21 protein-coding genes are annotated in these 17,533 nt (G+C 55.2%); 8 read left to right on the top strand and 13 right to left on the bottom strand.

Translation table 11 applies throughout. The annotated features are described in order from the left end of the window. Positions 1-22: 22 nt before the first annotated feature. From motA to J7412_RS01795, 7 genes are all read left to right on the top strand, one after another. Positions 23-892, top strand: a complete 870-nt coding sequence (gene motA / locus J7412_RS01825; protein WP_209058421.1) for a flagellar motor stator protein MotA — start codon at positions 23-25, stop codon at positions 890-892. Beyond that, complete coding sequence (locus J7412_RS01820; protein WP_209076485.1) at positions 889-3,213, top strand: hypothetical protein; 2,325 nt, start codon at positions 889-891, stop codon at positions 3,211-3,213. The genes motA and J7412_RS01820 overlap by 4 nt, the downstream gene beginning before the upstream one ends. 67 nt (positions 3,214-3,280) lie before the next feature. Further along, positions 3,281-4,051, top strand: a complete 771-nt coding sequence (locus J7412_RS01815; RefSeq protein WP_209076483.1) for a transglycosylase SLT domain-containing protein — start codon at positions 3,281-3,283, stop codon at positions 4,049-4,051. 3 nt (positions 4,052-4,054) lie between these two features. Further along, positions 4,055-6,139, top strand: a complete 2,085-nt coding sequence (gene flhA / locus J7412_RS01810) for a flagellar biosynthesis protein FlhA (RefSeq protein ID WP_209076481.1) — start codon at positions 4,055-4,057, stop codon at positions 6,137-6,139. Between the two features lie 20 nt (positions 6,140-6,159). Then, positions 6,160-6,912, top strand: a complete 753-nt coding sequence (locus J7412_RS01805; protein WP_247743721.1) for a flagellar biosynthetic protein FliR — start codon at positions 6,160-6,162, stop codon at positions 6,910-6,912. Then, positions 6,909-8,000: a flagellar type III secretion system protein FlhB gene (locus J7412_RS01800; RefSeq protein ID WP_209076479.1), complete on the top strand. Its 1,092-nt coding sequence runs from the start codon at positions 6,909-6,911 to the stop codon at positions 7,998-8,000. The genes J7412_RS01805 and J7412_RS01800 overlap by 4 nt, the downstream gene beginning before the upstream one ends. After that, a complete protein-coding gene (locus J7412_RS01795) occupies positions 7,997-8,407 on the top strand; it encodes a hypothetical protein (protein WP_209076476.1) in 411 nt (136 codons plus the stop codon). The genes J7412_RS01800 and J7412_RS01795 overlap by 4 nt, the downstream gene beginning before the upstream one ends. A gap of 69 nt (positions 8,408-8,476) precedes the next feature. Here the strand turns inward: J7412_RS01795 and J7412_RS01790 are convergent, their stop codons facing one another. From J7412_RS01790 to J7412_RS01750, 9 genes are all read right to left on the bottom strand, one after another. Further along, a complete protein-coding gene (locus J7412_RS01790) occupies positions 8,477-8,887 on the bottom strand; it encodes a flagellar basal body-associated protein FliL (protein ID WP_247743720.1) in 411 nt (136 codons plus the stop codon). A 120-nt stretch (positions 8,888-9,007) separates the two neighbouring features. Next, positions 9,008-9,742: a flagellar basal body L-ring protein FlgH gene (gene flgH / locus J7412_RS01785; protein WP_209076472.1), complete on the bottom strand. Its 735-nt coding sequence runs from the start codon at positions 9,740-9,742 to the stop codon at positions 9,008-9,010. Positions 9,743-9,751: 9 nt separating this feature from the next. Further along, positions 9,752-10,171: a flagellar basal body P-ring formation chaperone FlgA gene (gene flgA, locus J7412_RS01780; RefSeq protein ID WP_209058406.1), complete on the bottom strand. Its 420-nt coding sequence runs from the start codon at positions 10,169-10,171 to the stop codon at positions 9,752-9,754. Position 10,172: 1 nt separating this feature from the next. Beyond that, the gene (gene flgG / locus J7412_RS01775) at positions 10,173-10,958 is read right to left on the bottom strand and encodes a flagellar basal-body rod protein FlgG (protein ID WP_209058405.1); all 786 of its coding nucleotides are present in this window, start codon (positions 10,956-10,958) and stop codon (positions 10,173-10,175) included. 15 nt (positions 10,959-10,973) lie between these two features. Further along, positions 10,974-11,687 (bottom strand): flagellar hook-basal body complex protein, encoded by a 714-nt coding sequence (locus J7412_RS01770; protein WP_209058404.1) that lies wholly within the window; start codon positions 11,685-11,687, stop codon positions 10,974-10,976. Positions 11,688-11,689: 2 nt separating this feature from the next. Next, the gene (locus J7412_RS01765) at positions 11,690-11,959 is read right to left on the bottom strand and encodes a flagellar biosynthetic protein FliQ (protein WP_209058403.1); all 270 of its coding nucleotides are present in this window, start codon (positions 11,957-11,959) and stop codon (positions 11,690-11,692) included. Next, positions 11,959-12,246: a flagellar hook-basal body complex protein FliE gene (gene fliE, locus J7412_RS01760; protein ID WP_209058401.1), complete on the bottom strand. Its 288-nt coding sequence runs from the start codon at positions 12,244-12,246 to the stop codon at positions 11,959-11,961. Before fliE ends, J7412_RS01765 begins: the two co-directional genes overlap by 1 nt. A 22-nt stretch (positions 12,247-12,268) precedes the next feature. After that, entirely contained in the window at positions 12,269-12,655 is a 387-nt protein-coding gene (flgC, locus tag J7412_RS01755) for a flagellar basal body rod protein FlgC (RefSeq protein WP_209058400.1), read from the bottom strand. Positions 12,656-12,674: 19 nt separating this feature from the next. Next, positions 12,675-13,058, bottom strand: a complete 384-nt coding sequence (locus J7412_RS01750) for a FlgB family protein (protein WP_209076470.1) — start codon at positions 13,056-13,058, stop codon at positions 12,675-12,677. 84 nt (positions 13,059-13,142) lie between these two features. Between J7412_RS01750 and J7412_RS01745 the strand changes: the two genes are divergently transcribed. After that, a complete protein-coding gene (locus tag J7412_RS01745; RefSeq protein WP_209076468.1) occupies positions 13,143-14,477 on the top strand; it encodes a FliI/YscN family ATPase in 1,335 nt (444 codons plus the stop codon). A gap of 118 nt (positions 14,478-14,595) precedes the next feature. Here J7412_RS01745 and J7412_RS01740 read toward each other — a convergent pair whose 3' ends face one another. From J7412_RS01740 to J7412_RS01725, 4 genes are all read right to left on the bottom strand, one after another. Then, positions 14,596-15,384: a DUF1217 domain-containing protein gene (locus J7412_RS01740; RefSeq protein WP_209076465.1), complete on the bottom strand. Its 789-nt coding sequence runs from the start codon at positions 15,382-15,384 to the stop codon at positions 14,596-14,598. Continuing rightward, entirely contained in the window at positions 15,381-15,785 is a 405-nt protein-coding gene (gene flbT / locus J7412_RS01735; RefSeq protein WP_209058393.1) for a flagellar biosynthesis repressor FlbT, read from the bottom strand. The genes J7412_RS01740 and flbT overlap by 4 nt, the downstream gene beginning before the upstream one ends. Beyond that, positions 15,782-16,159, bottom strand: a complete 378-nt coding sequence (gene flaF / locus J7412_RS01730; protein WP_209076464.1) for a flagellar biosynthesis regulator FlaF — start codon at positions 16,157-16,159, stop codon at positions 15,782-15,784. The genes flbT and flaF overlap by 4 nt, the downstream gene beginning before the upstream one ends. A 79-nt stretch (positions 16,160-16,238) precedes the next feature. After that, positions 16,239-17,468 (bottom strand): flagellin, encoded by a 1,230-nt coding sequence (locus tag J7412_RS01725; RefSeq protein WP_209076462.1) that lies wholly within the window; start codon positions 17,466-17,468, stop codon positions 16,239-16,241. Positions 17,469-17,533 lie beyond the last annotated feature (65 nt).

The raw sequence follows: 17,533 nt of genomic DNA, 5'->3' as shown, positions 1-17,533 counted from the left end.
AGGGTAAAAGGAGTTTGGACTCATGATCAGCATTATCGGCATCGCTGTCGTTTTCATCATGGTGTTAGGTGGCTACGTGCTTGCGGGCGGTAGCCTGGGACCAATCATGAAGGCGCTGCCCTTTGAGATGATCATCATCGGTGGCTCTGGTGTTGGCGCATTCTTGCTGTCCAACGACGGCGCGGCGGTGAAGCACACGCTGAAGGATCTCGGCAAAGTGTTTAAAGGGACCAAGTGGCAACCACAGGACTATCAAGATCTGCTCTGTCTGCTCTTTGAGCTCATACGACTAGCCCGCAAGAATCCCGTGGCGATCGAAGAGCATATTGAAAACCCAGAAGAATCTTCAATTTTCCAGAAGTACCCGAAAATCCAAGCGGATAAGGAATCCGTAAATCTGATCGCCGATACCCTGCGCTCTGCGTCGATGAACTATGATGATCCGCATCAGGTCGAAGAGGTGCTTGAGAAGCGGATCGAAGCAAACTTTCACCATTCCATGCATTCCTCGCATGCACTCCAGTCCTTGGCAGATGCGTTGCCAGCTCTCGGAATTGTTGCGGCGGTTCTTGGTGTTATTAAGACGATGGGCTCGATCGACCAGCCACCAGAAGTGCTTGGTAAGATGATCGGTGGCGCTCTTGTGGGAACATTTCTTGGCGTTTTCCTTGCTTATGGTTTGGTTGGCCCATTTGCGGCCAAAATCAAAGGGATCGTGGAAGAAGACGCACACTTCCACCAGCTGATCCGCGAAGTGCTTATCGCGAACCTGCACAACCACTCGCCAAACATCTGCATCGAAGTCGGTCGACAGAACACACCTGGGCACAACCGCCCACAGTTTGCTGAACTTGAAGAAGCACTCAAAGAAGTGAAGAAGGAAGCGGCGTGAGACCACTACTCCTGTCCATTCCGTTGGCCTTTGTGGCCGCGACCGTTCAGGCTCAAGATGTGCCCTTCATCTCCGGGGAGCATGAAGATTTCACACGACTGGTGGCAACCTTGCCATCCAGCGATACCGAGTGGACGATCGACCGTAATGGAAACACCTATCGCATCAAGATTGACGGCGATGATCTGAACCTGATCACTGATGACGTGTTCGACCGCATTCCCCGGACACGTCTCGCCGACATCAAAGCCAATGACCGTACGGGCGAAGTTGAGCTCACCCTGGCGTGTGATTGCCGGGTGGTATCGATCCCTTACAACGAACGCCATGTGATTTTTGACATTCGCGAAGATCTGTCGACTGAACCAGAGGATGTTCCGCAAATCCCTCTGTCGTTTGGCGAAGCCGTGGAAACGGAAACACCGCAGCGGGTGTTCCGCTTCTCCGCACTTGAAGCGGCCAAACCGGTCACCCTCGCGCCAGCTCCCGAAGAAGAGCCTGCACAATCTCCGGACTTTTCCGGCCTTCTGGCGCTTGAGAACTTTGTGAACCGCAGTGTCCAAGTCACCACGCTGCGGCAAGACCTGATCAAACAGGTTGATCGCGCCGCGACGCAAAACCTGCTGAAATCCCAAGTTCCGATGCCGAAACCAAAACCGGCACCGAAACCAATGGAACTGGCAGCAGGGCCGCAGTTCAAAACGCCAGAATCTGCCGGCCAAAATATGGATCACGTTCCGCCACAAGCCGCTGTCGGCCTAGATGGCCAGAATGTGAACATCGTCGCCTACAACGTAATTGACGAAGTGGGGCGGGATATTGCGGCGCTTCTGAGTGGTCAGGTTGGCGTTGGTACTTGTCTGCCGGACTCAGCTGTGAACATCGCTGACTGGAGCGGCGAAAAAACTTTCGTAGAAGAACTCGCAGATGTGCGCAGAAATCTGGTGGGCGAATTTGACCGCACCAATGAGAAAGCGCTGCAGCGGCTGGTAAAGCTCTACGTTCATTACACGTTTGGCGCCGAGGCCCAGCAAGTTCTCAAGCTTCTGCCTAACACAGGCGAAACCCGCATTCTACATGTCATGGCGCAGATCGTTGACGGTGATGCCCCCAAAGACAGTGACCACATGTTTGCCAAGCAAGGCCATTGCTCCGGTCATGTGGCCCTTTGGGCCGCCCTGTCCGGCGAACGTCTCACAGGGGAAAGCGCGATCAATGGCGCAATGGATGGTTTGAATGTGCTACCACGCCATCTGCGCGACTATTTCGGGCCACGCCTGAGCAATCAGCTTGTTGAGCAGGGCGATACGGAGGCTGCGACGCTTGTGCTGAATGGCATTGAGCGCACCAACCCAATGCCGGGAACAAGCTTTGATTTTGCGCAAGCCAATCTTGATGCCGAGCTGGGCAACACCCACGCCGCAGATGCCACTCTGGAAGACATCGCCACTCAGAACACAGATCTCGCAACCCTAGCGATTGTTGAGCTGATCGACTCGCATGTAAAACAGGCCCTGCCTCCGTCGAATGACACCATTTCACTTGTCGGCGCGCTTGCGGTGGAGCACAAATCTGGCGAGATGGGCCCTTCTTTGCGACGCGCCCATGCGCTCGCGCGGATGTTGGTGCATGAATTTGAACCGGCCTTTGAAATCGTTGCAGAGATCGAAGCGATGGATGGTCCCGAACCTGCCGTTGAGGTGCGTAGTCGGCTGGCCAGCGCTGTAATCGAACACGCGCAGGACTTCGACATTGTCACCTTTGCGCTCGCGGAAGATCTGGCCGAACCTGGCAAGATTACCCCGGACACTGCGCTCGCCCTTGCTCAAAAGATGTTTGAAATGGGCTTTGTTGGGGAAACCAAACGTCTGCTGCAAGCCGCTCAGAACTCACATCAGAATGATGAAATGCGTTTGCTGAAAGCGCGCGTCGCTTTGGCCGATTCCCTACCCCGCCGTGCAGAAGCTGAATTGCTTGGCATGACTTCTCCAGACGCCGAACGTCTCCGAGCGCAAGCGCGATCTCTGGTCGGCGATCACGAAATGGCAGCACAGATGCTCTCTGATCTTGGCGAAAACCAAAGTGCCGAAGAGCAGAACTGGCTTGGTGGAAATCTCGATGCCTTGGCATCGTCCGAAAACGAGGTTTATCGCCAAACAAGCGATATGATGATGAAAACGGACACTGAGGAAACTCAGGTGGACGAGGCCACACAAGGCATATTGGCGCGCAACCGTGGGCTGCTTGATGACAGTGCTGAAAGCCGCAACGTGCTTGGCGATTTGTTGGATTGGCATAGTCTGACTGAGCCTTCCTCTTAACCACGCTTACCAAATGTAAAGAAACGACCGATAGCTTGGCCTCAAACTGGGGCAGAAAGCTATCGGTATGAAAAAACAGAACGTTTTCAAAGCATTGTTGTGCCGAGCGCGCGACTCGCTTTTGATAATCAGCGTCGGTGCGGCAAGCACGCTGATAAACCCTTTTTCGCAAGGGTCTCACGCAGCGCACGCCAGCACTGAAGAGGCTGAGACCTGCGACCGTGTCGCGCGAATCGTCTCGAATGAAACTGGCGTCCCACTTGACGTCCTTCGCGCCATCACCCGCACCGAAACCGGCCGCGCAAAAAACGGTGTTCTGACGCCGTGGCCTTGGACTGTGAACATGGAAGGCAAGGGCGTCTGGTTCAACTCACAGCGCGAAGCTCTGTCCTATGTTCAAAAGCACTTCGCAGCAGGCGCACGTAGCTTTGATGTGGGCTGCTTTCAGCTGAACTACCGGTGGCATGGCCAGCATTTTACCGACGTAACCCACATGTTCCAACCCATCGCCAACGCGCGCTATGCGGCGGATTTCTTGTCACGTCTCTATGCTGAGATGCAGAATTGGGATGATGCCGCCGCGGCCTATCATTCCCGTACGCCTAAGTACGCAGAGAAATACAAAGCGCGCTTCAAGCGTATCATGGCGAACCTGCCTGATCCCGGGTCAATGCCGCTCGCGCCGGCCGAGCAAACCGAGCCCTTGGTGCAGACCGCCGCTGTTGCACGGGAAAACAATTTCCCGCTGCTTCAACGGGGCAGCAGCGCAGGTGCGATGGGATCACTCTTTCCTGGCAGCACTGGCTCCGCTCGCCCCTTCCTCGGTAACGGAGGCTAATTCGTGAATCCGCAAACTCTAAAGCCCCTCTTCAGCCCGACCATTTTGTTGGCCTTGGCGCTGATGGCGATCATCGTAATGATGATTTTGCCAATGCCATCTTGGGTGCTAGATATCGGTCTGGCGGCGTCTTTCGCGCTCGCCATTTTGATTTTTACCGTCACGCTGTTTATTGAGCGTCCGTTGGATTTCTCCGCGTTTCCAACAATTCTGCTCGCATCCCTGATGCTGCGCCTGTCCCTCAATGTGTCTTCAACCAAGTTGATCATTGGTCAGGGACACACGGGTACAGGTGCAGCGGGCGACGTGATTGAAGGCTTCGCCAACTTCGTTATGGGCGGTAGCGTCTTTCTGGGCCTTGTTGTCTTCTGTGTCCTGTTGATCGTGAACTTCATGGTCATCAACAAAGGCGCCACACGTATGGCCGAAGTCGGCGCGCGTTTTGCCTTGGACGGTATGCCGGGTAAGCAGCTTGCGATTGACAGCGACATGTCCGCTGGCGCGATCGACCACGCTGAAGCAAAGGCCCGCCGTGAACGTGAACAGCAAGAAACCACTTTCTTCGGCTCTCTGGATGGTGCCTCAAAATTCGTAAAGGGGGACGCGGTCGGCGGCCTTCTGATCACCCTTCTCAACCTCGTGATGGGCTTGATTATGGGCGTCGCGATCCACGGCATGCCAATCGGTCAAGCGTTTGAGACCTACGCGATCCTGACGGTTGGCGACGGACTGGTCACACAGATCCCAGCCGTGATCATCTCCATCGCCTCAGCGCTCTTGCTGGCGCGTGGTGGCACCACCGGTTCCACCGACCTGACACTGGTCAATCAGCTCGGCAACTATCCGCCCGCGTTGGCCACAGTGGCCGTCCTGATGGTGCTCTTTGCGCTGGTACCCGGCCTGCCCTTTGTGCCGTTTCTTTTTGGCGGTGCTGTGCTCGGAGGGGCCGCCTATTATCTCTATAAGAACAAGGCTCAAGAAGAAGAGGCTCCCCTCGAAGAAGAAGCCCCTGTCCTGCCACGTGACAAGCCCATTGGCGATGTCTTGGATTTGGATGATATCCACGTAGAATTCGCCACGGATCTGGTCAATATGGTACTAGATCCCGGCGCAGGCTTGGACGCCCGTATCACAAATATGCGGACCCATGTTGCCTCAACCTTCGGGCTGATCCTGCCCGAGATTCGCCTCACCGATGAACCTTCGCTTCCCAATGGAACGTACACGATCCGCATTCAGGGGGTTGAGCAGGTGCGCGACCGTCTGGAACCGGAAAAGGTTCTTGCACTTGCTGGCGACACACCTGATGCCCTGCCACCGGGCGAAGATGTATCTGAGCCCGTTTATGGCGCGCCTGCCCGCTGGATCGACAGCAAAGCACAGGAAGCCGCGGCGCTCTCCGGCATCACCATTGTGACGCCCGGGGAGGTTCTGGCCACGCACTTGCTAGAAACGATCAAGACCAACTTCGGCCGCTTGCTAACCTTTAAAGCACTGCGCCGCATTCTGGACGAGATGGTCAACCTGTCCGACCCTGCGCGAGCAGATGCCAACCGCCGGATGATGGACGAGTTTGTACCTGATAAAGTGCCGCTCGATCTGTTGCATCGGATATTGCGCATGCTGCTGGATGAGCAGGTCTCAATTCGCAACATGCCGCTGATCCTCGAAGCGATTGCCGAAGCGAGACATGTCACCGTTATGCCGGATGCAATCTGCGAGAATGTGCGTCAGCGTCTTGGTTTCCAGCTGATATCTGATCTGAAACGCGACGATGGAACCATTCCGTTGGTGCAGCTGGCACCAGAGTGGGAAGACACCTTTGCGACATATCAGGTTGATGGTGACGCTGGCAGCATGGATGTGGCGCTTCCACCGGATGTGTTCAACGCGCTCGCCCAGTCGATCGCTGATCGCATGAACGAGGCTGGCAATAGCGGTATTTTTGCAGCTCTGGTCACCTCAACGCGACGCAGACGCTTTTTGCGAACAGTGTTGAGCGCGAAAGGTATTTCAAATCCCGTGCTGTCTTTTGAAGAAATCGGGTTGGATGCGCGCCCTTCTCTTGTCGGGGTTGTCGCCGCATGATGGAAAATGCGCTCGCGCTAATGAATATGACGGAAACCATGCTCTGGCATGGTTTTCTCGTATTTTTGCGGGTTGGCGCAGCGGTGTCTGTATTGCCGGCCTTTGGCGAAACCAGCGTTCCACCGCGGATCAAGCTTGGCGTGGCTCTGGCATTCACCGCCATCATTGCCCCGGCAGTGCCAGTCTTTGAAACCGCCCCCCCCGGCGTTGGTGAAATCGCGAGGTATACCGCCACCGAAGGTTTGATTGGTCTGTTGATGGGCATTTCGGTACGTATGTTCGTCTTTGCCCTACAAACCGCAGGCACCATTGCAGGCCAATCCACCTCGCTGGCCCAATTGTTTGGCGGTGCTTCTGGTGAACCCTTGCCCGCCGTCGGCAACGTGCTGGCTCTTGGCGGCACCGCGCTTGCGGTGACCATGGGCCTCCACGTCTATGTCGCGCAATTTCTCATCGGATCTTACATTCTGTTTCCAGCGGGCGTTTTCCCCGCGCGCGAAATTATGACCGAATGGGGCGTTCCTCAGGTTTCGTCGGCTTTTGCCATGGCGTTCCGACTGGCTGCGCCTTTTGTGATCATTTCAGCGATCTACAACCTTATGCTCGGTGTTATCAACCGCGCCATGCCACAGCTGATGGTGGCCTTTGTTGGTGCGCCACTCATTACGGCAGGCGGCCTGTTTCTTCTGTTTCTTGTCGCCCCAGCGCTCTTAGCACTCTGGTGGGGGGCGCTCCAGGGTTTCATGATCAACCCAGTTGAGGGATTGAGATGAGCGGAGGCGGTCAGGACGACGACAGCGAAAAGTCCTTTGAGCCAACCCAGCAGAAGCTGGATCAGGCGCGAAAAAAGGGTGAAATCGCAAAATCTGCCGATGTATCGGTCGCCGCAGGATATCTGGGTATCACACTGGCTTTTCTGGCTGTGGGTGCAGGCACCATCAAAGCGGCTGGAAATGGTCTGATGATTCTTCTGGATCAGGCAGAATCCATCGCACCGCTGGTTTTTGAAGGCAGTCCTTCCGCGCCTATTGGCGGCATCATGCTGGAAATGATCTGGGCCGTGGCACCATGGTTCGTGATCCCGATGATCGCTGTGATCCTCAGCATCATCGCTCAGAACGCCTTTATCTTCGCCCCTTCAAAAATTCAGCCCAAGCTTTCAAAAATCAGCCCAATTTCGAATGCCAAAAACAAATTCGGGCGCAATGGGCTTTTTGAATTTGCGAAAAGCTTTGCGAAGCTTGCGATCTACTCGATTTGCCTCGGTATCTTCTTGAACATACGGATGCCTGAAATGGCCTCCTCGATCCAGCTCGATGCCATCATGGTACCGGCCTTGCTTGGGCGGCTGATGCTCGAGTTCTTGATGATCGTGATCATCGTCGCTGCCTCTATCGCAGCTGTGGATTATTTCTGGCAGCGCGCCGAACACATCCGCAAAAACATGATGACCCGCAAAGAGATGACCGACGAGCAGAAAGAATCTGAGGGCGACCCACATATGAAACAACAGCGCCGCCAGAAAGGTCAGGAAATCGCGATGAACCAGATGCTGGCGGACGTGCCGGAGGCAGATGTGATCATCGTTAACCCGACACATTATGCCGTTGCGCTCAAATGGTCGCGACTCCCTGGCGAAGCTCCGGTTTGCGTTGCCAAGGGTGTCGATGAAATCGCTGCACGCATCAGGGAAAAAGCGCAAGAAGCCGCCATTCCAATCCACCGGGATCCCCCAACGGCGCGCGCATTGCATGCGATTGTAGAGATCGGTCAGGAAATTCCGGTTGAGCAATATGCGGCGGTGGCTGCAGCCATACGCTTTGCAGATGCCATGCGCCAACGCGCGAAAGGACGGGTATGAGCGACGATTTGAAAGAACTGAATGTGATCACTCAGGCCCGCTACCAAAAGGCACAGGCCGCCATGCAAGTCGTACAAGCTGAAGAAACAAAGCTACGCGGCTTGCTCAATGATCTCACCGAGCAAGAGAAAAACGGGCGCGAAACGATGCGCCATGACAGCGCCTTGCGTATGACGGGTGGCGATCTGGCATGGAACAACTGGATTGGCCGCAACCGCAAAATCTTGAACCACCAGCTCGCCAATGTCTTGGTGCGCAAGGAAATGGCGTTTCGGGAACTGCAAAAGCACTTCGGCAAAGCAGATGTCATGCAGACCTTGCTTGAAGATGCAGAAAGCAAACGCCGCCAAGCGCGGCAAACCGCGCTGATCGAAGCCGTTATGGAAACCAAGCTCAACTGCGGATAAAAAACGCGCCAGAGCTATTGCTCGGCGCGTTCTTTTTTTGTCGTCGTTAGAAGGGAGTACCCCTGCCTCTTACGACACGTCCTGGCGGGTAATTTGCACGATCAAGACGTCAGAAATCTCGTCGCCATACACTTTTTGCGCCACCTCTACGAAGGTCTGACGAAGCGGCTCAAGCTTGCTTGAGTTTGTGAAAGCGCCATTAAATCCGCCAATATTTGCGTGATCAAACATCGCTTGCAGCAACGCGCCTCGAATACGTGGCTCGGCCTGGAACACCCGCTCCGTGGCGCCGGAGTCAACTTCCAGCGTGAGTGTGATCAAGATCAGCGAGGTGACAGAACTGTCGTTCACGACCGGGATGATGAACTGGTCAACCAGTTCAACATATTCGCGCCCCTTTGGTGGGCCGTCAGCCTTCTCTTCCTTTTTCATTTCTTTTTTCATGTCGTGCTCTTCGACGTGTTCGGCGCCTTCAGCCATCTCTGCATCCTTGGCCGGAGGTTCAGGCGCCGGGCGCAGGGCAAGCCCTGCCCCCACACCCGCGCCAACACCGACGAGCAACATGATGATTGGGAGAAGTTTTTTCATGGGAGACCTCGATCAGAATGGCAGCACAGCATCGAGGACTTGCTGTCCAATACGGGGTTGTTGCACGTCGGTGATCTGCCCACGGCCACCGTAAGAGACACGCGCCGACGCGATTTTGTCAAAAGTGATCTCGTTTTTACGAGAAATATCGGCTGGTCGCACATATCCAGAAACCAGAAGCTCCCGAAGCTCAAAGTTCACACGGAGTTCCTGCGTACCCTGGATGGCAAGCACCCCATTTGGCAGCACATCCACGATTGTTGCGGCTACGCGGAGCGTGAGTTTTTCGCTACGTTTCACAGAGCCATCGCCGCTGCTGCTGCTTGTAGAGGTCAGATCCACCAAAGGATCCGTCGTTGCGCCGTCTGGCAGCCTGTCGTTGACGCGCTGAGGGATGCCGATCAGCTGCGGAACACTCAGGCTTTCAGAGCCGCTGCGGTTACGCTCGGTTTCATTGTCGATTTCAGCTTCTTCATCCACCTCAATGACAACAGTCAGAATGTCGCCACGCTGCGCGGCACGGCGATCGCCAAGCAGGGACTGCTTATTGCCACTCCAAAGAGAGGCACTGTCAGAGCGCCGGGATACGTTGGTTTGAGCCGGCAGCGGTGGATTCATCATCGCATAGTGCTCTTGATTATTCGTGGTCGGCGTAAAGCTAGGCGCTTTGCCGATGTGATCCATACGCGCGCACCCAGACATGGCCAGCGCTGAGATCACGAGAACTGCTGAAAAAAGACGCACCATTCTCTTCCTTTAGTTAGACACGTGGACGCTGCCGTCCGGCATTACAGTCCCGGTAACGGTTGACCGGGATCCAATATTCATGACGCGCAAAGCCTCTCCGGCACCTGCACGCGCCAAAGAGCGCCCTTCGGTTAGAATCTCGAGACCTCCCGAGTTGTACCTGAGCGTCACGATTTGGTTGCGCTCGACCAATGCCGGCGCACCAACATCGCCAAGTCGCACGGGGCGGCCGGGATAGATCGCTTTCCGTGCTTCGAGCCCGATGACGGCTTCCAGGTCAGAATGCACCCCGGCGACATCACCCTGTTTGAGACCAACAGCGTCGGCAGTGACGATGGTATTGGCTCGGATGGTTTGGGTCGCCACAACGATTTCAGCCGAAACCGGCGCCGCACAAACCAAAAGTAGAGCTGCAAGGATGCGTTTCATTTTATCTTACCTGCGCTGTGGCAGCCATCATCTGGTCGGCCGCGGTGATAACTTTGGCGTTCATTTCGTAGCCACGTTGCGCCTCAATCAGCTCGGTCACTTCGCGTACAGCATCCACGGAGCTGTCCTCAAGGAAGCCTTGGCGAATGGTCCCCAGACCATCTTGCCCCGGGTCGGACACGGCAGGAGCGCCAGACGCCTCGGTTTCAAGGAAAAGGTTTCCACCAATCGCCTCGAGCCCTTTCGCATTTGAGAAGTTGGCCAGAGAGAACTGCCCCAAGAGTTCAGCGTCAGGGGAGTCGTTGAAATACGCGTAGACTTCACCATCACCGTTGATGGAAATACTCCGCGCATCTTCGGGGATCGTGATCTGAGGCGCCACAGGGAAGCCATCGGATGTCACGATCAGACCGTCAGCACTGCGTTTCAGACCACCATCGCGGGTATACGCAGACTGTCCGGAAGGCAGTGCCACCTCAAAATAGCCTTTGCCTTCGATGGCCACGTCAAGGTCACCACCGGTGTTGGACAACGAGCCCTGTTCGAGCTGAACGGAAATCGCGGATGGGCGCACACCTAGACCGACCTGCACACCCGTCGGCAGAACAGACCCGTCAGAGGCGCTGATCGCACCAGCCCGCGATACTTGCTGGTAGTGCAAGTCGGCAAATTCAGCGCGACGTGCGTTGTAGCCAGTGGTCGACATGTTGGCGAGGTTGTTGGAAATGGTTTCGACACGCAGCTGCTGTGCGCTCATACCTGTGGCTGCAATCGTAAGGGCCCGCATGGCAAATTCCTCTGGTTACTTGACTAGTGTTTTTACCGCGTCGCGAATGCGGTTGTGTTCATTGTCGAGGAAGGTTTGACCCATCTCATAGGCGCGTTGCACCTCGATCATGCGCGAAATTTGGTTGATCGGATTGACGTTGGAACTTTCCAAGAAGCCCTGCAAAATACGCCCATCTTCGATGGGTTCGTATCCATCCGGCGCTTCAAACAGAGTGCCCGACTCACGTCTGAGATCGAGCGGATTCGTCGGTCGATAGAGACCAATCTGCCCAAGCGGCTGACCATCAACACTCAGCGTACCGTCTGAGGCCACATCAACGCCCTTGGCATCTGGTGGAATAAAGACCGGCGCACCGCCAGCATCCAGAACCAGGTTGCCATCCATGGTGACCAAATCACCATTCTCATTTGGTGTAAAAGCACCTGCACGAGTCAGTCGTTCCCCTTCAGGAGTCTGAATGAGGAAAAAGCCTGTACCTTCGACCGCGAAATCAAAGCTGCCACCGGTCTTTTTCAGAGCGCCCTGCTCAAGCGACGTCGTCTGCACATTGGCAGCAGCCATCGAGATACTTTCAGTCCCCGGCGCAGACTTAATGAATTCCGAGAAGGTGATACCCTCTGCGCGATAGCCCGTTGTCGCCGCATTGGCGATGTTATTGGCCAATACAGTCATTTCTCGTTTCAGACCAGATTGACGGGTCAGTGTGGTGTAACCGGCGTTATCCATAGTCAGCCTCCGACAACAAGCGGGATAATGTTTGATTGAAAAAACGACACGAGCGTCTGCACCATGAAACCCATGGTCGCCCAGAAAATGATGACGATGCACAGAACCTTGGGCACGAATGTCAGCGTCATTTCCTGAATGGATGTCAAAGCCTGAAACAAGCCAACTGCCACACCAGAGATCAGCGCCACAGCCAGGATCGGCGTGGAGATCAAAACTGCAACCCAAAGACCTTGGCGCAGCGTGTCAAAGAAGATGGCTTGCTCCAGCATCAGACGGGCATGCGCAGAATTTCTTGGTAGGCTTCCACGACCTTATTGCGCACGGTCACGGCAGTTTCGACGGCCAGCTCGGTCTGAGCCAACGCTTGGACCAGCGTGTGCGGATCCGCTTTGCCGGTCATGGCCTGCATGGACACCTGCTCGCTTTCCTGCAGGGTCGCGGCGAAGTCTTTCGCCAGACCAAATAGCGCATTGCCACCTTGAGCATTTTCCGCGGGGCCGGTTGCCGGCTTGGAAGCGGTGTATTTCTGTGCGGCGAGTACTGTACGGACATCCATTCTGGCTCTCCTTATTCACTTGTTATTTGCGTAAAAGTTCCATGAGCGACGAAGACATCTGTCGCGTCTGGTCGAACATTTTTAGGTTGGCTTCATAGCTGCGCTGCGCCTCGCGCGCGTCCGCAATTTCGATGATCATATCAACGTTGGAGCTCATGTAGTTCCCGGTGCCATCCGCCATTGGATGGCTGGGGTCATAAATCTGCTGACCTTCCGAACGATCAAGCTGTACCGGACCAACCGAGACGCGCCCGTCGCGCGCAGCCGTATCGGCTTCGAATTGAACAGTTTTACGCTGATACCCGGGTGTATCAGCGTTTGCGATGTTCTCAGAGACGTGACGCAGGCGCGCGGCCTGTGCACGTAGGCCAGAGGAGGTGACACTTAGGGCTGTACCGAAGTCGCTCATAGATCAGATACCTTGTGAATTAACGCGAGATGGCTGTGCGCAGGACAGACATGGAGGATTTGTAAATCGCCACCGAACGATCATGCTGGCGCTTGATTTCCACCGCTTTCAGCATCTCTTCTTCGACAGAAACGCTGTTACCGTTGGGGGAAACTTCTGCAGTGGAGAGACCTGGAGTCATGTCAGAGGCCTCTAAGCTGCTACCGTGATGACCAGCGCGGGTTGCACGCATGGTGCCGCTACCGCCATCATTCTGATAAATCTCTTGGAAAGGTTTGATATCGCGGGCTTGATAACCCGGGGTATCCGCATTCGCCATGTTCTGCGCTACGACGGTCTGTCGTGCGGCTGCATGTTTGCCCATGGCATGGGCGGCTTTGAAAACGTCCAATGATTTGAACATCGGGGCTTCTCCCTCGAACTGCTTAAAGCAAGGCTTAACCCTGATTCCTTTAGAAAGTGTTTCGTAGGAACTTTGGAGAATCCAATGGACACAAAAGGGCTAGAAAGCCTTGGCGCGGAACTTGAAAGAGTGCGCCCAATCAAGGACATAGGCCGTGTAAGCGCGGTTGAGGGCAATCTTTTGAGGGTGCGCGGCCTCAACAAAGTCGCGCGAATCGGAGATTTGCTTGAAGTTACACTTCAGGATGAGCGCAGAATTTCCGGTGAAGTCATACAGTTGCATAGCAACGATATGACAATGTTACCTGACGCGGCACCGGATGGCGTTTCGATTGGAGATCGCGTCGCGTTGCGCGACCAGATCGGGATCGCGCCTTCGGATGCCTGGATCGGGCGGATCATTGATCCTTACGGAAACCCGATTGACGGAAAACCTCTGTTACGTGGACCGGAAATGCGCCCCCTGAAAAACCCGCCCCCACCTGCGGCGGCGCGACGGGCACTTGGCAGCCGACTTGAAACCGGGATGGCGGTCTTCAATACGATGCTGCCGATCGTGAAGGGCCAACGTATTGGTTTGTTTGCAGGATCTGGTGTCGGCAAATCGAGCCTCATGGGGCAATTCGCACGTCACATGACAGGTGACATCGCCGTCATAGCGCTGGTTGGGGAACGAGGGCGTGAACTTCGGGAATTTGTGGAGCATGTCTTGGGGCCTGAAGGGCTTAAGCGCTCCATCGTCGTCGCCGCCACATCTGATCAATCGCCGCTCGTACGCAGGCGTTGCGCTCTCGCCGCGATGAGTGTGGCAGAGCACTTCCGCGATCAGGGTAAGCATGTGATTTTCATGGCAGATTCGATTACCCGATTCGCAGAAGCTCACCGCGAGGTCGCCGTCGCCGCCGGAGAAATGCCCGCGCTGCGGGGATATCCGCCATCGACCTCTCATATGATCATGTCACTGTGTGAACGCGCCGGTCCCGGGCTGGAAGGGCAAGGCGATATCACCGGTGTGTTCAGTGTTCTGGTGGCCGGTTCCGATATGGATGAGCCCATCGCGGATATTTTGCGGGGGGTGCTGGATGGGCATGTGGTTTTGGATCGCAAGATCGCTGAGCGCGGCCGCTACCCCGCTGTAGACCTTCTGAGATCAGTGTCACGGAGTTTGCCGCACTGTGCCACACAAACAGAAAATGCAGTGATTACAGAGGCTCGCAAGCTTTTGGGCGCCTATGAACAATCCGCCACAATGATCCGCGCAGGGCTTTACTCCGCCGGGTCTGATCCGGCCTTGGATGTGGCAATCAACGCCTGGCCAGAACTGGATTCCTACCTTGGAGATGGCCAGAGCGCGTCCATTGACAACGCCTTTGCCAAGCTCACATTGCTGCTGAGACGCGCAGGCGCACGCGGTGTCTAAACACAGAAAAGGCGCGCCTCAGAGCGCGCCTTTTTCAGGGATTTGGGACGTCGGTATCGCGTCTGTATTGCGTCGTTATCGCAGCTGTATCGCGTATGTGCCTTGTCGGTCTTTCAGATCAGTAGGACAAAAGGGTCAGAGCGATCTGTCCGGAGCTTGCGACGGAGACATTGTTGATCTCAGACATCAGCAAAAAGCGTTGCACAATTTCGTCACGAGCGGTCGTTGATACAAACTGAGAAATTTCGCCATCGCCTGTGAGTTTCTCAAGGCGGCTACGGAAAGTGTTCAACTGGGAGTCGAGGTCCTGTGCCCCAAACTCTGACGGCAAGCCAAAGGCGGTTTCGAACACCTGACGCAAAGGCGGATTGCCCATCACTGTGAACCAATTGGTATCATCGCTTCTTCCGGAGAGCGCTATGTCATCCAATTCGCGCACTGCGTTCATGGCAAAGCGCAGATTTTCATCCTGATCGCCCACCGCGCGTTCAAATTGACGCGCCACAAAATCTTCTCGAATGTTCTCCGCAAAGCCCGGCGTTTTGTGCCAAGGCCCACCCAAGTCACCAAAACCAAAAGCTTCGGCAAACTCGCGATACCGCGTGTCGGCCAAACGGTTGGCCAAAGCATCATTGGCCTGAGACCCCTCTTGGAGGATGGTCTGGATGAAGAACTTGTTGTTGATGTCGTCATCAAGACCAAAGGCACCCAGCGCCACTGTGAGAAGCTGACGGTCGTTGACGAGGTCTTCGGCTGTCTCAACATTGCCAATGTTTTCGGCAAAATAGTCGAGATCGCGTTTGACGATAAATGAGTTCTCAAACGCATTGGTCTGAGTCTCCATGGTCCGTTGCATGAAGTTCCATGCAACCAGACCACTGCCAACGACAATCGGCTGAAAAGTCATTGGCGTGCAACTGCCATGAGGCGTTCCTCACGGTCCAGCAGTGACCGCAGCGCTTTGAGGCCTTGATAGTGGCGTCCGCCGATCACGGCCTCTGTCGCCAATCCGATCTGACGCCGACTGTCACTGTCGGTGAACACCTGACTGAGATCCTCGATGTGGCGCAGCAGAGTGCGTTCCACCTCATCGGCATCTGCGTCACCGGACAACACGAGCTGCAGGGAATAGCAGGCTCGCCGCACCGGAGTGTTGGCTTCTTCGGGGTGAATGGCATCCCGCAGGCGCAGGATGTTAGCGTTTGGGGTCATAATGGAGAGACGAGACCGGCGATCGCCGTTTTCAATCACTGCTCCATTGACCAGAACCCGCTCTTTCGGGCTCAATTTAAGAACAAGGCCGCTCATGCTGCTGCTGCTCCACTTCGAAGACCGCGCAAAATGGCGGTGTTGACTTCAAGAAGGGGGCGTACATTGGCGTCGCCCGCCAGCACCTTGGTGCTATGATGATCTGTAAACTCGGCAAGGTAGAAAATCTGGGCGCGAAGTTGTTCTGGCAAACCGTTGCCACCATCGGCAACAAAACGCGCCAACATGGTCCATAGGCGGCGATTTTCATGAATAGCCTCGGCGAGTGCGGGAAAGCCCCGTTTGCCTTGCTTTGCTGCTTCTTTAAGCTTGTGGGTGATGCGTGCGATCACATCGTATTCGAGTTTCCCCGCAGTTCTGGTTGGGGCCGATGCTTGGCCGTAAGTGCGTTTTGCTAGAACATTTGGAGTCACGTCAGAATTCCCTGATAAGCGAGACAAAAAGATTATTTAATGGAAGTGAGGGCGCGTTTTGCGCCCCCACCCAGATCCATTAACGGAAGAGGGACAGCAGCTGCTGTGGGCCCTGGTTCGCAATAGACAGCGACTGGGTCGCCAGCTGCTGCTGAACCTGAAGCGCCTGCAGACGTGCAGAGGTTTCTTCCATATCCGCATCGACCAAAGCGCCGATACCGGATTTCATCGAGTCTGTCAGTTTAGACACAAAGTCGTTCTGAGTGCTGATGCGGCTTTCAACAGTACCGAACGCTGCACCGGCATCGATGGTATTTTGGATCATGCCTTCAATCGCAGACAGTGCGTTAGTTGCACCCAACTGAGTGGAGATGTCGATCGAGTCGAGACCCGAAAGGCCACCAGCAGCCGCGTTTTGGTAGCTGCCGCTAACGCTCAACGTCTCTGTGCCGTTGTTGGTGAATACCAGCTCACCCGCGTTAGCAGGGTCATACTCAACTTCGAAGTTAGCAATGCCGAGTTCATCGATTGCGCTCTTCAGACCGGTTGCAACCATATCGATGGTGTTAGCGGCACTATTCACCAGATCACCAGCTTGAATCGTATAGCTGGCAGATTTGTCGCCAATGGCAAGTGTAATTTTATCGCCAGCTGCCCATGCGTTCGCACCGTCAGTAATCGCGATATCATCCGTTCCACCGCCATCGTCCAGCGAAATCGCAAACGAGTCGCTTGCAGCAGAGATGTTGGAACCAGCGGTTGTGCTACCGTCATCAAAGACGTCATTTGCCACGTAGCCGGTCCGAGTAAGGGATTGAGCCTGCACAGTGATATTGGATGCAGTCACGTTACCGCTTGAGTCACGATCCAGAGAAGACAAAACGTTAGTTTGTGTGACTGAACCATCAACCAGGTTGAGACCATTGAACTGAGCCGCGCCAACCACAGATCCAATCTGATTGCGTAGCTCAACAACTTCGCGCTGCAGTTTGTCGCGATCCACGTTGTCACCTGTTGCGGAGATGACGCGATCTTTGATTTGACCCAGCAGGTCGTTTACGGTCTCAGTTGCCTGGCGAGCAACCGCAACGGTAGATTCACCCAGAGACAGGCTCTCAGAGATGGATTCAAAACCGCTTACGTCGGATTCCATGGTTTTGGAGATCGCCCAAACAGCTGCGTTTTGCTTGGCGTTGTCCACTTTTTTACCGGTGGAGATTTGGCCCTGAGTCTCGGAAAGGCTTGCGTTCACGGATTTCAGGGTTTGCAGCGCAACCATTGCGCCGTTGTTTGTCAGAAGGCTGGTCATGGCTTTCCTATACCTAATATAAATGGCGCTTTTGCGCCGGGTTGTATTTTGCGCTCCTTCGCGGG

The sequence above is a fragment of the Shimia sp. R9_3 genome, assembly GCF_017743755.1.
Lineage (GTDB): Bacteria > Pseudomonadota > Alphaproteobacteria > Rhodobacterales > Rhodobacteraceae > Shimia.
This window is presented reverse-complemented; position numbering and strand designations above follow the sequence as displayed.

Excerpts from the sequence above, each read along its gene's own strand:
- J7412_RS01800 (WP_209076479.1), top strand. The coding sequence starts at position 6,909 with ATGAGCGGAGGCGGTCAGGACGACGACAGCGAAAAGTCCTTTGAGCCA.
- fliE (WP_209058401.1), bottom strand. The coding sequence starts at position 12,246 with ATGGATGTCCGTACAGTACTCGCCGCACAGAAATACACCGCTTCCAAG.
- J7412_RS01770 (WP_209058404.1), bottom strand. The coding sequence starts at position 11,687 with ATGGATAACGCCGGTTACACCACACTGACCCGTCAATCTGGTCTGAAA.
- flgG (WP_209058405.1), bottom strand. The coding sequence starts at position 10,958 with ATGCGGGCCCTTACGATTGCAGCCACAGGTATGAGCGCACAGCAGCTG.
- J7412_RS01750 (WP_209076470.1), bottom strand. The coding sequence starts at position 13,058 with ATGTTCAAATCATTGGACGTTTTCAAAGCCGCCCATGCCATGGGCAAA.
- flgH (WP_209076472.1), bottom strand. The coding sequence starts at position 9,742 with ATGGTGCGTCTTTTTTCAGCAGTTCTCGTGATCTCAGCGCTGGCCATG.
- J7412_RS01740 (WP_209076465.1), bottom strand. The coding sequence starts at position 15,384 with ATGACTTTTCAGCCGATTGTCGTTGGCAGTGGTCTGGTTGCATGGAAC.
- J7412_RS01765 (WP_209058403.1), bottom strand. The coding sequence starts at position 11,959 with ATGCTGGAGCAAGCCATCTTCTTTGACACGCTGCGCCAAGGTCTTTGG.
- J7412_RS01790 (WP_247743720.1), bottom strand. The coding sequence starts at position 8,887 with ATGGCTGAAGGCGCCGAACACGTCGAAGAGCACGACATGAAAAAAGAA.
- motA (WP_209058421.1), top strand. The coding sequence starts at position 23 with ATGATCAGCATTATCGGCATCGCTGTCGTTTTCATCATGGTGTTAGGT.
- J7412_RS01815 (WP_209076483.1), top strand. The coding sequence starts at position 3,281 with ATGAAAAAACAGAACGTTTTCAAAGCATTGTTGTGCCGAGCGCGCGAC.
- J7412_RS01745 (WP_209076468.1), top strand. The coding sequence starts at position 13,143 with ATGGACACAAAAGGGCTAGAAAGCCTTGGCGCGGAACTTGAAAGAGTG.
- J7412_RS01805 (WP_247743721.1), top strand. The coding sequence starts at position 6,160 with ATGAATATGACGGAAACCATGCTCTGGCATGGTTTTCTCGTATTTTTG.
- flbT (WP_209058393.1), bottom strand. The coding sequence starts at position 15,785 with ATGAGCGGCCTTGTTCTTAAATTGAGCCCGAAAGAGCGGGTTCTGGTC.
- flgC (WP_209058400.1), bottom strand. The coding sequence starts at position 12,655 with ATGAGCGACTTCGGTACAGCCCTAAGTGTCACCTCCTCTGGCCTACGT.
- flgA (WP_209058406.1), bottom strand. The coding sequence starts at position 10,171 with ATGAAACGCATCCTTGCAGCTCTACTTTTGGTTTGTGCGGCGCCGGTT.
- J7412_RS01795 (WP_209076476.1), top strand. The coding sequence starts at position 7,997 with ATGAGCGACGATTTGAAAGAACTGAATGTGATCACTCAGGCCCGCTAC.
- J7412_RS01725 (WP_209076462.1), bottom strand. The coding sequence starts at position 17,468 with ATGACCAGCCTTCTGACAAACAACGGCGCAATGGTTGCGCTGCAAACC.